The organism is Mesorhizobium sp. M0195, assembly GCF_040322115.1.
GTDB lineage: Bacteria > Pseudomonadota > Alphaproteobacteria > Rhizobiales > Rhizobiaceae > Mesorhizobium.
Genome location: NZ_JAMYSV010000016.1, coordinates 39,150 through 53,932 on the forward strand (window position 1 = coordinate 39,150; position 14,783 = coordinate 53,932).

The 14,783-nt window shown below is 62.0% G+C and carries 15 protein-coding genes; 10 read left to right on the top strand and 5 right to left on the bottom strand.

The window, feature by feature from the left end; translation table 11 throughout:
- Positions 1-448: 448 nt before the first annotated feature.
- The 6 genes from NKJ12_RS24735 to NKJ12_RS24760 all read left to right on the top strand — a co-directional run bounded on the left by NKJ12_RS24735 (position 449) and on the right by NKJ12_RS24760 (position 6,208).
- Positions 449-1,189 carry an ATP-binding cassette domain-containing protein gene (locus NKJ12_RS24735; RefSeq protein ID WP_254819718.1) on the top strand — a complete coding sequence of 247 codons (741 nt, stop codon included), beginning with the start codon at positions 449-451 and terminating at the stop codon, positions 1,187-1,189.
- A gap of 55 nt (positions 1,190-1,244) precedes the next feature.
- Entirely contained in the window at positions 1,245-2,306 is a 1,062-nt protein-coding gene (locus tag NKJ12_RS24740; protein ID WP_254819719.1) for an ABC transporter permease, read from the top strand.
- Between the two features lie 53 nt (positions 2,307-2,359).
- Positions 2,360-3,364 carry a sugar-binding protein gene (locus NKJ12_RS24745; RefSeq protein WP_352705642.1) on the top strand — a complete coding sequence of 335 codons (1,005 nt, stop codon included), beginning with the start codon at positions 2,360-2,362 and terminating at the stop codon, positions 3,362-3,364.
- A 48-nt stretch (positions 3,365-3,412) separates the two neighbouring features.
- The gene (locus tag NKJ12_RS24750; protein ID WP_254819721.1) at positions 3,413-4,162 is read left to right on the top strand and encodes a glucose 1-dehydrogenase; all 750 of its coding nucleotides are present in this window, start codon (positions 3,413-3,415) and stop codon (positions 4,160-4,162) included.
- A 181-nt stretch (positions 4,163-4,343) separates the two neighbouring features.
- A complete protein-coding gene (locus NKJ12_RS24755; protein WP_352705644.1) occupies positions 4,344-5,255 on the top strand; it encodes a DUF930 domain-containing protein in 912 nt (303 codons plus the stop codon).
- A 152-nt stretch (positions 5,256-5,407) separates the two neighbouring features.
- Positions 5,408-6,208, top strand: coding sequence for a class I SAM-dependent methyltransferase (locus NKJ12_RS24760; RefSeq protein WP_352507161.1), 801 nt, complete (start codon positions 5,408-5,410; stop codon positions 6,206-6,208).
- 122 nt (positions 6,209-6,330) lie between these two features.
- Here NKJ12_RS24760 and NKJ12_RS24765 read toward each other — a convergent pair whose 3' ends face one another.
- The 4 genes from NKJ12_RS24765 to NKJ12_RS24780 all read right to left on the bottom strand — a co-directional run bounded on the left by NKJ12_RS24765 (position 6,331) and on the right by NKJ12_RS24780 (position 8,698).
- A complete protein-coding gene (locus tag NKJ12_RS24765; RefSeq protein WP_352705646.1) occupies positions 6,331-6,906 on the bottom strand; it encodes a dihydrofolate reductase family protein in 576 nt (191 codons plus the stop codon).
- A gap of 93 nt (positions 6,907-6,999) precedes the next feature.
- Entirely contained in the window at positions 7,000-7,533 is a 534-nt protein-coding gene (locus NKJ12_RS24770) for an SRPBCC family protein (RefSeq protein ID WP_352705648.1), read from the bottom strand.
- On the bottom strand, positions 7,530-7,919 hold the full coding sequence (locus NKJ12_RS24775; RefSeq protein WP_352705711.1) for an ArsR/SmtB family transcription factor: 390 nt from the start codon (positions 7,917-7,919) through the stop codon (positions 7,530-7,532). Before NKJ12_RS24775 ends, NKJ12_RS24770 begins: the two co-directional genes overlap by 4 nt.
- A 143-nt stretch (positions 7,920-8,062) precedes the next feature.
- Positions 8,063-8,698: an ankyrin repeat domain-containing protein gene (locus NKJ12_RS24780; protein ID WP_352475611.1), complete on the bottom strand. Its 636-nt coding sequence runs from the start codon at positions 8,696-8,698 to the stop codon at positions 8,063-8,065.
- A gap of 230 nt (positions 8,699-8,928) precedes the next feature.
- Here NKJ12_RS24780 and NKJ12_RS24785 point away from each other — a divergent pair, with 230 nt between their 5' ends.
- Positions 8,929-9,783, top strand: a complete 855-nt coding sequence (locus NKJ12_RS24785) for an aldo/keto reductase (protein WP_352705651.1) — start codon at positions 8,929-8,931, stop codon at positions 9,781-9,783.
- 536 nt (positions 9,784-10,319) lie between these two features.
- On the opposite strand, the gene NKJ12_RS24790 is transcribed toward NKJ12_RS24785, so the two are convergent.
- Entirely contained in the window at positions 10,320-10,625 is a 306-nt protein-coding gene (locus NKJ12_RS24790) for a hypothetical protein (RefSeq protein ID WP_352507157.1), read from the bottom strand.
- 165 nt (positions 10,626-10,790) lie between these two features.
- Between NKJ12_RS24790 and NKJ12_RS24795 the strand changes: the two genes are divergently transcribed.
- The 3 genes from NKJ12_RS24795 (at position 10,791) to NKJ12_RS24805 (ending at position 14,763) form a co-directional block, all read left to right on the top strand.
- Entirely contained in the window at positions 10,791-12,182 is a 1,392-nt protein-coding gene (locus tag NKJ12_RS24795; protein ID WP_352705653.1) for an Nramp family divalent metal transporter, read from the top strand.
- A 606-nt stretch (positions 12,183-12,788) separates the two neighbouring features.
- Positions 12,789-13,346: an FMN reductase gene (msuE, locus tag NKJ12_RS24800; protein ID WP_352705655.1), complete on the top strand. Its 558-nt coding sequence runs from the start codon at positions 12,789-12,791 to the stop codon at positions 13,344-13,346.
- 52 nt (positions 13,347-13,398) lie between these two features.
- The gene (locus NKJ12_RS24805) at positions 13,399-14,763 is read left to right on the top strand and encodes an LLM class flavin-dependent oxidoreductase (RefSeq protein WP_352705658.1); all 1,365 of its coding nucleotides are present in this window, start codon (positions 13,399-13,401) and stop codon (positions 14,761-14,763) included.
- Positions 14,764-14,783 lie beyond the last annotated feature (20 nt).

The following is a 14,783-nucleotide window of genomic DNA, read 5'->3' on the forward strand; positions in this document are numbered from 1 at the left end:
GAATATCCCTCTCGTGCAGCGCCGTTAAGGAGCGGACTTTCAACACTTGACCTCGCCTCCCCGAATACGGGTTCATCTCCTGACGTGCGCTCTGGCCGACGCAGGCTAGGGACAGGCTTGGCCACTGTCCTCGTGTGTTTGAATGACGCAAAGCCGTGTTCTGCGGCGCTCCATACCCGAAGCGTTGGCACCGCTCGCAAAATGCCACTCATTTCACCCGAAACGAATATCAAGCGGCGCAAGCCTGAGAATCGCCTGGTAATTGTCTTAAGGACCGGCCGAGCACCTCGGTGTTCTGCAGCAGCTACAAGGTCACGGCCTAAGACGACGCGTGTCACTGCCGAGAGGCCTGACCTAATAAATGATTGTGTTGAATACGTTTCGCTGATTAGCTGCTGTGAATAGACCAGGGACAAGACCGACAAAATGTTGTCCCGGGAGGACCGCGATGCCGGTGCTTGAGGTTCGCCACGTCTCCAAGAATTTCGGGGCTATCCAGGCCCTGACCGACGTCAGCTTCCAGGTGGAGCGAGGCGAAGTCGTTGGTCTCATGGGGGATAACGGCGCCGGCAAGTCGACGATAGTCAAGACGGTGGCCGGGAATTTTCCTCCGAGCGACGGCGAAATTGTAGTCGAGGGCGAGGTGTGCCACTTCCACCAGCCTGTGCAGGCCCGCGCCAAAGGGATCGAAGTTGTTTATCAGGACCTGGCGCTCGCCGATAACTTGACGGCCGCGCAGAACGTCTTTCTGGGGCGCGAGATCAAGAAAGGCTTCTGGCCGATCAGGATTCTTGACAAGCAGGCGATGATCGATCGCTCGGCAGCGCTGTTCAAGGAACTCAAATCGGAAACCCGGCCGCGCGACCTCGTCAGGAAGATGTCGGGTGGGCAGCGCCAGGCGGTCGCCATCGCGCGGACCCGGCTTTCAAATGCCAAGCTGGTGCTGATGGACGAACCAACGGCCGCCATCTCGGTGCGCCAGGTGGCGGAAGTACTCGAACTGATCCGACGCCTCAAAGCACAAGGAGTCGGCGTCATGCTGATCAGTCACCGAATGCCTGACGTGTTCGCCGTGGCAGATCGTATTATCGTCCTCAGGCGGGGCTCGAAAGTTGCCGACAAGCCAGCCGACAAAACGTCGCCCGAGGAAATCACTGGACTGATAACGGGGGCCATCCGTGGCGAATAGTGTTCAGGAGTCAGTTGGCGTTCAGGGCTCAGTCGAAGAACATGGCCGGCCGGTCATGTCGGATTTCGTTCCGACCAAGGAAAAAACAGTTCTCCAACGTGTGATTTCAAGTCAGCCCTTCTGGGTGACGATCGCGCTCATTGCGCTCGTCATGTTGATGACTGCCATGGAGCCGAGCTTCGGCACCTCTGAAAACGTCGCCAATGTGACGCGCAATTTCGCACCTTTCGGCATCATGGCACTTGGCATGACGATCGTCATCATCACCGGCGGTATAGATCTGTCGGTCGGCTCCGTCATGGGTCTCGTGGTCATCGTCGCCGGCCTGTTCCTCACCTGGCACTATCCCTGGTATGTCGCCTTCGCCATGGGCCTTTTCTCCGGTCTGGCCTGTGGCGCGGTCAATGGATTCTTTGTCGCCTATGTCGGGATGCCGTCCTTTGTGGTCACCCTCGGCATGCTGTCCGTCGCGCGCTCGCTGGCGGTCGTATTCTCGGCCAACCAGATGCTCTACCAGTTCGGGCCCGATGCCCCGATCGTAAAGGCAATCGGTCAGTGGAAATGGCCGCGGCATGGTCTGGACGACTGGGCACCGCATTGGATACCAGAACTGTCGTCACAATTCTGGACCATGGTGATCCTGGCCCTGATTGTCGGCTTCGTGTTCAACTTCACTGCCTGGGCCCGGCATCTCTTCGCCATCGGCGGCAATGAGGAGGCGGCACGGCTCACCGGCGTTCCGGTCAACTGGATCAAATTCCAGGCCTATGTCTTCTCGGCTTTCACCGCCGCGCTCGCCTCGCTCCTGCTCCTCGGCTATAACGGCTCGGCCATCAATGCCATGGGCCAAGGCTATGAGCTGCGCGTTATCGCCGCGACAGTCATTGGCGGCGCCAGCCTCATGGGCGGCGCCGGCACGGCCTTCGGTGCGATCATCGGTTCCGCCTTCCTCGAGGTGATCAGGAACGCGCTGCTGATGGCCGGCATCGATTCAAACTGGCAGGGTGCCTTCGTCGGCGCCTTCATCGTTCTTGCGGTTCTCTTGGGCATGCAAACCGGCGGCAAATCGATTCTCGCCGCGTCGCTGGCAGTCTTGATGCCCAAAAAACGCCGCTAGAAACCCGCCGGCGGGAGGCTTGCGGGACATCACACCAAGGAGGAGAACGTCACATGAAAAAACATCTGCTCACGGCCGCCGTCGCGCTTGGCGCAATGGTGCTCGCCGTTTCCGGCGCCCAGGCGAAATACACCTTCGCCCTGGTGCCGAAGAACATGAACAATCCTTTCTTCGACCAGGCACGCGACGGCTGCAAGAAGGCCGAGGCCGAATCCAAAGGCGCTGTGGAGTGCATGTATATCGGTCCCGGCGAACATGGCGGCGGCGACGAGCAGGTGCAGATCGTGCAGGATCTCGTGGCCAAGAAGGTGGACGGCATCGCCGTGTCGCCATCGAACGCCGCGGCGATGGCGGTTGCGCTGCAGGCCGCCAAGGAGGCCGGTATCCCGGTTCTCACCTGGGACTCCGATCTCCTGCCCGAAAACAAGGATCTGCGCGTTGCCTACATCGGCACCCACAATTACGAGATCGGCGTGAACCTCGCCAAGCTTGTCATGCAGATCAAGCCCAAAGGCGGCACGATCTGCATCCAGTCCGGCGGCGCCGCGGCGGCCAACCACAACGAGCGCATGCAGGGCATTCGCGATACGCTTTCGGGCACCAAATCGGCGGCCTCGCCCGGAGATCGGCTGACAGGCCAGAACGGCTGGACCGAAATTGAAGGCTGTCCGCTCTACACCAACGATGATTTCCCGCTTTCGGTGCAACAGTTCGAGGATATCATGGCGAAAAACCCGAACCTCGACGCGTTTGTCCCAACCGGTGGCTTCCCGCAGTTCATCCCTGATGCCAACCGCGCCGCCGTCGCACCGTACAAGGACAAGATCGCCTCGAAGGCCCTGGCCCTTGTCGTCGCCGACACGCTTCCGGTACAGATCGACCAGATGAAGGAAGGTTTCTCGCTTGGCCAGGTCGGCCAGCGGCCGTTCGAGATGGGCTACAAGACGATGATGGCGCTGAAGGACATGAAGGACGGCAAGGCTCCGCCGGCCGACCCGACCTACACGGGCCTCGATGTCTGCACTCCGGAGACAGCCGACACCTGCGTCGCTAAATAGTGCTTTTGGGCGGGAGGAAACTCCCGCCCTTTTCCATAGGGGATCTCAATGCCGGAATTGTTCTCGCTCAAGGGCCGTGTCGCATTGGTCACGGGCGCCTCGCGTGGCCTTGGTTTTGCCATGGCCAAGGCACTTGCGGAGAACGGCGCGACGGTGGTCGTCAACGCCCGCGACGTGGCCGCCCTTTCCGCCGCGGCGGACAGGATAGGTGCAGAAGCCCTGCCGTTCGATGTCACCGACGCGGCGATCTCAAGGGCGTCGCTCGAAGGAATCGTCGAACGCCACGGCCGCCTCGACATTCTGGTCAACAACGCCGGCATCCAGCATCGTAAGCCGCTGGTCGAATGGCAGGACGAGGATTTCAACCACGTGGTTGCCGTCAATCTGTCGGCTTGCTTCCGCATGATGCGCGACGCGGTGCGCCTGATGCTGCCAAACAAGTTCGGGCGCATAATAAACACCGGATCGGTCGCTGCGATCCTTGGCCGTCCCACCATTCACGCCTATGTGGCGGCAAAGGCGGGGCTGCACGGGCTGACACGCTCAACTGCCGCTGAGCTGGGCCGCCACGGCATCACCGTCAACGCGATCGCCCCAGGCTATTTCGCCACCGAGCTCAACACCGCACTTATGCACGACGAGGCCTTCACCAAATGGGTCGAGGCACGAACCCCCGCGGGCCGCTGGGCCCAGCCTGAGGAACTCGGCGGAGCCGTGGTGTTTCTCGCCTCCGACGCTGCCGCTTACGTCAACGGGCACGTGCTGGCCGTTGACGGCGGGCTATCGGTTTCCCTGTGATTTCAACCGGCGACACCGTGCCGACAGGGCGTGCCTGCTAGCCGCCTGAAACGACTTGCTGCATGTGCTGCTGGCCCGGTCCCCCTGCGCGGACGCAGACGCCACACGATTGGATGGCGCGCCGTATTGCAGCCGCCGACTCTCGATTCGCAACGGGTTATTTCGACGTCTGGCGGCATCGATGCTTGATGCCGCCAATATTTCATTCCACACACCGGCCACGATGAGAAACGACATACGGGATCAGCGCCGGGTATTCGGGTGGGCCTTGCCCACTTCGATTGCCCTGCATCTGCTCATCGTCGCGTTTTTGTTGTTCGGACTGCCGGCAACGCTCTCGCAGCCAGGGAAGGAGCAGGCCATTGCGGTGGATATCGTGCCGCCGCCCAAACCGCCGGAAAAAACCAAACCTCCGTCCCCCGCTGAACCGCCCAAGCCGGAAAAGCCGCCGGAAGCAAAGGTCGAGACCCCGGCGAGCCGTGAGGTCGCCGCGCAGAGACCTGTCTTCCAATTCGGTGAGAAGGACGCCGGTCCTCGCAAGTCTCTGGACGGCAACAGTGCGGAGGATGGTTCGGAACAACCGCCCGCGCCGCAAGATCCCAATAACCAGGATCTTGCACAGCCACCTGCCGTGACTGCGGTCGACGGGAAAGACCAGGCTCCGCCGCCTGGCGCATCACAGCCGCCAAAGCCCAAGCCGGCGGATGTCGCTAACGTGCAAAAGCCGTTGAAGCTTGAAGAAGCGAAAAGATTGTTCTCGCAAGCAGCAACCGATGATCCAATCGCGACAACCGCCATGAGAAACGTGCCGCGCGCAGTACGAATCGGTCAGCTCTGCAACACGGAGCTCGCGCAGCAATTGGTGCACGCGTCGCCCCCCTATTTCCCAGACAGCTTGCTTGAGTATCGGCTGAAGGCCGGCACGGTCATGAACGTCGCCAGTGCGCCGTTCCCCGCAAACGGGCAGTGGTACGATCTGAGCTTTCGTTGTGAGGTCGATCCGGACGCAACGAAAGTCGTGTCGTTCGCCTTCCGTGTTGGAAATCCGGTGCCGCGCAGTGAATGGAAGCGCCGCGGGTTGCCCGCCGAATAGGTGGTCAAGGCCACGGAGGCCGGCTGTCCGGCGCCATCAAATCCGGCCGGCGATGTCTTCGCGCGGCCCGAGTGACCGAACCAACACGCGCCAAAAATGGCTTTCGTCAGTGGCCGCCGAAGTCTAGCATACGGCTTTGGGAGGAGGCTTCGATGACTTCAAGTTTCAATGTTCACCATGCTGCCGGCTATGAGCAGCTCATGGGCCGCTGGAGCCAAAGGCTCGCGCCGCTGTTCATCGACTTTGCGGGCCTTAAAGACGGCGAAAAGATCCTCGACGTCGGTTGCGGCACCGGCAGCCTGACCTTCGCGCTCGTCAAGGCCGCTGACCTCCGTGAGGTCGCCGCGATCGACTTTTCAGGCGTTTTTGTCGAGGAGGCAATCCGGCGCAACTCCGATCCGCGGATAAAAATCCGTCAGGCGGATGCCTGCGCCCTGCCCTTTGAGGACGGCGCGTTCGACCGTGCCCTGGCCCTGCTCGTGCTCCATTTCGTGCCCGAAGCCGGCAAGGCAGTCGCCGAGATGCGCCGCGTCGTGCGGCCGGGCGGCGTGGTCGCGGCGACGGTATGGGACCATCTCGGCGGCATGCCGGGGATGCGCATGATGATCGACACGGTGGCGGTGCTCAGCGAAGGCGGACGCCAGCTGCGCGCCCGCTATTGCACGCAGCCGATGATGCAGCCGGGTGAAATGAAACGGACCTTTGTCGAGCAGGGTCTCCGCGACGTTACGGAGACCGAGCTGATGATCCGCATGGACTATCAAAACTTCGACGATTACTGGGCGCCGATAGCCGCCGGCGAAGGGCCGCTCGGCAAGTATGTGGCCACGCTCGATCCAGAAGAGCGGGCGCGCGTCGACGCCGCCATGCGCGACGCCTATGAGGCCGGCCGGCCCGACGGCCCGAGATCCTTTGCGAATGTCGCCTGGGCCTGCCGCGGTATCGTTGCCTGACCGGCCGGCAGCCGGGATGCATTCTTCGCATAGGAAGCATCGCTCTCCTCGCGCCGGCTTGTCCCGCTGTTGACGGGACGGCCTCCGCTTCGGCCCCGCTAGATCCGCCAAGGGTGGCTGCATTAGCCGATCCCGTAGACCAGCCTGACGCGGCCGTCCGAAAGCTGCTCCACTTTGCGCAGTTCGAGCCCACGACGATTTTTCGCCGTCCCAAACAGCGGCTTTCCTTCACCGGCGAGCAGCGGATAGACGATCAGCCTGAGCTCATCGACCAGCCCGGCATCGATAAGGCTCGCGGTAATTCGGGCGCCGCCCATAAGGTAGATGTCTTTGCCGGGCTTCTGTTTAAGCGCAGCGATATCCTCGAAATTCCGCACGAAGCGCGTCTTTGGCCAGGCGGCCGAAGTCATTGTGTTCGACAGCACATAATGCGGGGTCTGCGCGGCGAATCGGGCCCATTCGAGCTCGGCCGGCTTCGGCAATTTGCCGGTCATCGGCAGCGGCTTGTCGGGCTCGTTCTGGATGGCGCTCCAGTAGCGCTCGTAGCCGGCATACATGACGCTGCCAAGCAGGCAGGCGTCGATTTGCGGCGTCAGGCCATATTCGTCCGACCACGCGTCGACCCAATCGGCGTAACCCTCGGGCCCCTCCATCTTGCCGTCGACGGAGATTTTCATCCCAGCGATCAATTTGCGCATGACTTCCTCCATCAGGCTTGCGGGATGCAAGCACGTTTCATCGTTGCTTCGTGTTGCTGGCGGCGACCTCAGGGATGGACGCCGCGAGTTACATCAGGCCGGCAGGCGGCGATCGTATTCTTCCCGCAGGCGGCTCCAGCCGTCCCAGAACGAGGTCGGCGTCTTGCCAGCCAGGCGGGCGGCCAGCAGGTCGAGGTGTATGTGCCAGCCGGCCGTGATGTTGAGCTGGATTGCACGTTCCGGCAGGCGGCGATGGACGACGGTGAGCAGCACATCGCTACCCTTCGCCTCCAGCAAGAAGGAGACGCCGCCGGTATTTCCCCAGGTGATGGAAAGCTTGCGCGGCGGATCGAGGTCGGTGATCCGGCCCTCCATCCGATGCTCTTCGGGAAAGTCCGCGGGGCGCTGGCCAGGCGGGTCCGTCAGCTCGTCGTTACGCCAGACCAATTCGAACGAGCTGCCCGCCTTCATTTCCATCTGCCCCGCTGCCATCCACTGCCGGCGCAGGTCACTCTCGGTGAGATAGGCCCAGACGCGCTCGATGGGTCCGGGCAAAAGGCGTTGGATAGTGAACGTGGCGGGCTCGCTTAGCGCGCCATAGGCGTCGATGCTTCTCATCTGGTTCATTGCTCGTCTCTTTCTTTCGGATTGGGCGATTTCCTGGGCTCATCCTGGGCTTTGCGTGCGTCCTCTTCGCGAAGAAGGCGTTCGAGAACATCGAGACGACCGGTCCAGAAGCGCTCGTAGAAGCTGAGCCACTGATGGGCGCTGGCCAGCGGTCCGGGGGATAGTCGGCACAGATGCGTGCGGCCCCTCACCTCTCGACGAATAAGCCCTGCGTTCTCCAGCGCCTTGATGTGCTTGGAGGCCGCCGCGAGCGACATCGCGAAGGGTTCCGCCAGCTGGCTTACCGTTTTCTCGCCATCGGCGAGATCGCGAAGCATGTGCCGGCGCGTGGCGTCGCCAAGGGCGTGAAAGACCGCATCCATCTGAGGTGTTTGTAATTCAACCATGTAGTTGAATATAAATGCACGCTTTGAGATAGTCAACCGTTTGGTTGAATAAATTATGTGAAGCGCCGCAGGGCGGTTTGCGCCATCGAGCGCATCGACGTGACGGGAGATACGGACGGCCCGCGACAGTAAGGGCGAGGCCCTTATTTGCCGTTGAAGAAACTGTGGATCGCGGCTTCCAGCTTTTCGATAAGCTGAGGGTTGTGGCAGCTGCCAGCCCAGATCAGGGCGTTTAGCCTTATTTCTTTGTTGATAAAGCTCACTTTCCCAGAATCCAGCAGGTATTCCGCGATCTCGTAGTGCCGCCCTTTGATAGCCTCGATGAGCGCGTTGTTTCTCCCCGTCTTGTCGGTCAGATTTACTTCCGCGCCATTCTCCACGAGCAACTTGACGACTTCGAGATGCCCGTTCTTCGCCGCCTCGATAAGAGCCGTTCTGCCGTAGTAGTCAGCTCGCGCGTTGATCTCTATTTGGGGGTGTCTCACGAGGCCTGAGATACACGAGTAATGTCCCTTGGCCGACGCAAGGCTCAAGGGCGTGCTCTTCCACTTGTTTCTGGCATTCACATCGATTTCCGGGTCTTCGATCAGCACCTCGACCACCGCTGTGCGGTCATTGAGGGCTGAAAGGTGAAGTGCAGACCAGCCGCCGTCGTCCGACTGATTGATGTCGGCGCCAGCCGCCAATTCCGATCGAACCGCATCCGCATCGCCTTGTTCTGCCGCGACCAGCAGGGGCGACCAGTCTCTTGCTCCTTCGGCTTCCAAGCTGTTGGTCAACGCAGTCGCCTCCTCGAATAATCCACAGAATACCACAGAAATCCGCGACAGCGGGATCGTCCTGAATGGAGTTCCCTGGAGTCCGTGGGTCACAGAGAGCTGTCGGCCCGAAGCGGAAGATCAGCGCTTCACGTCCGTCTCCTCACATTCTCCTGATATCGACTGGCTTTGGCGGCCATTCAGACTAGATAGAGCCTGCGCCGGGCGGAACGATGCAGAAGGACCTGAACATGCCTGAACAGATTACCCTGAAAAGACCTGAACAAATCAGATTGAACGACGGCTCCGCCATTCCGCAAATCGGCCTCGGCGTGTGGCAGGTCGATCCAGCCATCACCGCCAAGGTAGTGCGCTGGGGAATCGAGGCCGGCTACAGGCTGATCGACACCGCCGAAGGCTATCAGAACGAAGAAGGTGTCGGGCAGGCGATCCGCTCGGCCGGCGTGCCGAGAAGCGAGTTGTTCATCACCTCGAAACTGCGCAACGGCGCCCATCAGCGCGACGCCGCCTTGCGCGCCTTCGACGGGACGATGAGCAAGCTCGGCATCGAACAGATCGACCTGTTCCTGATCCATTGGCCGGTACCCAGCCAGGACAGATATGTCGAGGCCTGGAAGACGCTGATCGAACTCAGGCAATCAGGCCGCATCAAGTCGATCGGCGTTTCGAACTTCAACCAGGACCATCTCGAACGGATCATCGGCGAGACCGGCGTCACGCCGACCGTCAACCAGATCGAGCTCCACCCCCGCTTCCAGCAGCGTGACAAACGTGAATTCCACGACAGGCACAACATCCGCATCGAGAGCTGGAGCCCGCTGGGCGGCGGCCGGCTGTTGAGCGATCCGACGCTCGAAAGCATCGCCAGGAAACACGGCAAGTCGGTGGCGCAGGTGATTATCAGGTGGCACCTTCAGGAAGGGCTGATCGTCATCCCGAAATCGATCCACCAGGACCGGATCGCCGCCAATTTCGATGTCTTCGATTTCGAGCTGGAAGCGAAGGACCTCGAGCTCATCCGGGGCATGGATTCGCCCGACGGCCGCACCGGCCCGAACCCCGCCACCGCCGCGTTCCTGTTCTGACGAAGGCGGGCATCACCGCGGCGTTGGCATTCCTTTGCGACCCCTGTGTCCTGCCCTCTTTGGCACCACTTGGCATCTCCCCCCGGGGGAGATTGGCAGCTTCAACGGGAGCGCCGTTCTTGCAACGTTGGAGACTAGCGAAAAGCCGAGATGAGAGCCAATCTCCCCCCTCGTGGGGGAGATGTCCGGCAGGACAGAGAAGTGGTCGTTTCCAAGTTACAAGGGGGGCGCTGTCCCGCCGGTCTTGCCAGGGTTCTGCTGCCCATCCGTCGCTCACGGAACTCGCGCTTTGGCCACCCATTCAGGATGCAGCGGCGAGCCCAGTCACAATGCCAATGTGCTGGCCTTGGGCATCGATTTGGCATTTGCGCGGTGTCGTGGAGGCAATGGCGTGTGAGGCATTGTCAACGCTCTTTGGCGATCGAGGTCGGCGTTCTACGGCGCCCCCCTCTGTCCTGCCGGACATCTCCCCCACGAGGGGGGAGATCGGCAGCTTCGGCCCCAACGCGGTCCTGTAGCGACCGCGACAGCTCACCTCAGATCCCCGAGCCATCCAGCAGCGGGACATCATCCTCCTCCCAGGGGCTCGGCATCGAACCCTTGCTCAGATTGGCCGACGGCAGCGGCATCCAGCACTTCAGCTCCGGTTCGGCATATTCGACGATGCGTCCCGGAGAAGAGTCGGAAGCCCTCCAGCCTTCGCTGCCGAACTGATCGGCCCGGGCCCAGAAAGCCATGTCGACTTCGGCCGGCCCCTGTTCGGATGGCCGAACCGTGACAAGGATTCTGCTGCCGTCCCTTGGCGCACTCGACATGTGGCGCCACCGATCGGGCTCGTCCATCGTATTTCCTCCTGCGGAATTCACCTCGCACGGATAGTCGCTTCGCCTTCAGAAGCGGTCAACCCGAACTTTCAGGCTTACCCCCCGGAGGGAAGGATCTGGGGCAAGCCTCTGCTCCGCCAGGCCACGGAACAAGTCATGGCGCGCCGGGTTTGGGCAAAGTTGTTGAGGAAGCAAAATGAGATCAGCGGCGCGACCGATCCTTACGATCGTGGCATGGAAGGCCGTGCCCACGCCCTTCCATCCCAACCCGGTCCGATCGCAATGAGGCAGGCCGGTTCTGACCGTTCCAACTCACCGGAGGAGAGGAATGGCGGCATAGGCCGAGCGCTCGGCCTCGGCCTGATAACCGGGGCAGCCGACGACGATTGTTCTGCGATAGGCACCTATGCCAGCGCCGGCGCCCGCTTCGGACCCGACCTGCTTTGGACGGCTCCGGTGACGTTGCCGATGATGTATGCGGTCGTCTACCTGTCGTCGAAGCTTGGTCAGGTATCCGGGCGCGGATTGTTCCACGTCATCAAGGACTTCTATCCGCGGTGGCTGCTCTGGTCGGTGCTGTTGGGTGTGCTCGTCGGCAACACCATCGAGGCAGCGGCCGATCTTGGCGGAATGGCCGCGGCGATCAATATGTTCGTGCCGCTTCCCATTCCGCTGATCGTGCTGTTCGTCGCCGCCCTCATCTTCGCCCTCCAGGTCTTCGGCTCCTATACTTTGATCCGCAACATCTTTCGCTGGCTGGCGCTGGCGCTGCTCGCCTATGTCGGTGCCGCCATTCTGGCCAAGCCGGACGCCGCGGCGGTGCTGCGCGGGACGCTGCTTCCGAGGATCGAATTCAATCGCGAGTTCCTGTCGATCCTGGTCGCCATCATCGGCACGACGCTGTCCGCCTATCTCTATACGTGGCAGTCCAATGAGGAGGTGGAGGAGGAGATTGCCCAGGGGCGCACGACGCTCAGGCAAAGGAAGGGCGCCACCGCCGGTGAACTCCGCCGCTCGCGCCGGGACATCCTCATCGGCATGATGTTTTCAAATCTCATCATGTATTTCATCATCCTGTCGACCGGGGCGACGCTCTACAAGGCGGGGCATCACGATATCGACACGGCCGCGCAAGCCGCGGAGGCGCTGCGGCCGCTCGCCGGCCAGGCCGCAAGCGTTCTGTTCGCCGCAGGTGTGATCGGCGTCGGTTTCCTAGCGGTTCCTGTCATGACCACCGGCGCTGCCTATGACGTGGCACAAGCCATCGGCTGGAAAAACAGCCTGCACGCCCGGGCTCGAGAGGCGCCCAAATTTTACCTCGCCATCGGATTTTTTACGGCGATCGCCGCTGGCCTCAACTTCCTCGGCTTCAATCCGATGAAGGCGCTGGTCTGGTCCGGCATCGTTCAGGGCTTCTCGACACCGCCCTTGCTGCTGCTCATCATGCTGATGACGAACAGCCGCAGGATCATGGGGGAGCAGGTGAACAGCCGCAGCACCAACATACTCGGTTGGGCAACGACCGCCGCTATCTTCTCGGCGACGATCGGCCTGGTGGCCACCTGGTTCTTGTGATCCGGCGGAACAAAGGCGCGCTGTCCCGCCGGTTGGATTGCCTCTGCCGCTTGCGGAACTATCGCAACCTTGCCGATCTTGGAAATTCCACAACGTCCGCAGGCGGACGCGTGTACTGGGCCGCGACAATTGCATCGACCAGGAGATCCAGAGCCGCACGAGCCGTGCGGCTCGTCTCGTCGTCGCCGCGCAAATAATGGCAGGCTCGTTCAAGGTGCAGGTGTGCGGCGGCAAAGTCGCTCGTCATAGGCTTCTCCTTTTTGCCCACCGGCCGGCCGGCAAGATGACCGCCCGGATTTACCCAAAAGCAAATATCCACAGCCGGATTTGAATCAAGATTGACCGAACTACCGCATGCCGCCGAGCCACTCCAGCACCTTGACCTGTGCTTCGCCCGCACCTTCCCCCAGCACCGCGAGGCCGTCCGGGATGGTGGCGCCAGGACATGGTACACCGCGTTGAATGAACCAATTACGGGCGGTGTTCCGCAAACTCTGTCCGCTCACCGCGCTGCTTTTGAAATTTTCTCGCTCTTTTAATTCTACAAACTCTCTAGACTTAACATGATCACCAGACTTGAAATCGAGCGCTTGAGAGGAGCCGGGAATGTCGAAAAAGCTCGTGGTGGGACTGTCGGGCAATTTGACCCGGCCCTCAAAGACCAAGGCGTTCGTCAGCCACATTGTCGGGCAAGCCGCCGAAAGCATCGGCGCGGCCTCGGCGGTCTTCGACATCGATGATCTCGGCGCGTCCCTGCCGCAGGCAAGGCGCCTTGGCGACCTCGACCCGGCGGCCCGCAACATCGTCGAACGGCTGCTGGTCGCCGACATCCTGGTGGCCGGCTCGCCTACTTTCAAAGGCAGTTATACCGGGCTTTTCAAGCACTTCTTCGACCTGCTCGACCCGTCCTCGCTGAGGGGCAAGCCGGTCATCCTCGGCGCGACCGGCGGTGGCGAGCGCCATTCGCTGATCGTCGAGCACCAGCTGCGGCCGCTCTTCGGCTTCTTCGAGGCGCTGACCATGCCGACCGCGATCTACGCCTCCGACAAGGACTTCGCCAATGGCGTGCTGACGTCGGATGCCATCCACGCCCGTGCCCGGCAGGCGGTGGCCGAGGCGTGCCGGGTAACCGGAGTGCCTTACGGCGTCGGCCTTGCCGCCTGAACGCACCACTGACCCGAGATCCACTCCCCGATCCACCCAGGAGCACGCCGCGATGACCAGATCCACCAAATCCAGGCAAATCAAACTTGGCGCTTTCCTTCCCGGCGGCGGACAGCATATCGCCGCCTGGCGCCATCCCGACGCACCGGCCGACGGCGCCACCAATTTCGAGTTCCACAAGCAGCTTGCCCTGACCGCCGAGCGCGGCCTGTTCGATGCCTATTTCCTCGCCGACAATCTGACGGTCGGCCTCGGCGCCCGCGAAGGCGGCAACGCCAAGATCGCCGGCTTCGAGCCGGTCACGCTGTTTGCAGCGCTGGCGCCGCTCACCACGCATCTCGGCTTCATCGCCACCGCCTCGACCACCTACGAAGAGCCCTACACGCTCGCCCGCAAATTTGCCTCGCTCGATCATCTGTCGAATGGCCGCGCCGGCTGGAACGTCGTCACTTCGGCCGGCGACGAAACCGCGCGCAATTTCAACCGTGAGACGCAGCCTGCCCACGCCGAGCGCTATGCCCGCGCCCATGAGCATGTCGAGACGGTCAAGGCGCTGTGGGACAGCTGGGAGGACGATGCCTTCATCCGGGACAAGAAATCGGGGCGCTTCTACGACAAGGACAAGCTCCACGACATCGACCACAAGGGCGCGCATTTCAGCGTCAAGGGGCCGCTCAACGTCCCACGCCCCGTGCAGGGACACCCGGTGGTGGTGCAGGCGGGGCAATCGGAAGACGGCCGCAAGCTCGCCGCCCACTCGGCGGAAGTCATCTTCACCGCCCATCAGAACCTGGCGTCGGCGCAGGAATTCTATCGCGACATCAAAACACGTGTGACGGCCGCCGGCCGCGATCCCGAGCAGGTGCTGATCATGCCGGGTGTAGCGCCCTTCGTCGGCCGCACCGAAGAAGAAGCGCGCGCCAAATACCAGCAGCTGAACGATCTCATCCTGCCCGAAGACGGCGTCGCCCTGCTCAACGGGCTGGCCGGCCAGACGCTCGACATCAGGGGCTATCCGCTCGATGGACCGCTGCCGCCGAGCAAGGAAACCGAAGGCATGAAGAGCCGCCAGGCGCTGATCCGCCAGATTGCCGACGAGCACAACTTCACCATCCGCCAGCTCTATCAATGGGTGGCGACGGCCCGCGGCCATTATACCGTCATCGGCAGCGCCACGCAGGTCGCCGATCAGCTGGAGGAATGGTTCGGCAACGAAGCCGCCGACGGCTTCAACATCCTGCCGCCCTGGCTGCCCGGCGGGCTCGACGATTTCGTTGAGCTGGTGATCCCCGAACTGCAGCGCCGCGGCCTGTTCCGCACCGCCTATGAAGGCAGGACCCTGCGCGAGAACCTCGGCCTCAGGCGGCCGGAAAACCCGTGGACCGCCGCGCGCTCGGCCGTGCTGGCCGCCGAATAATTCCACGAAGCCCACTACCC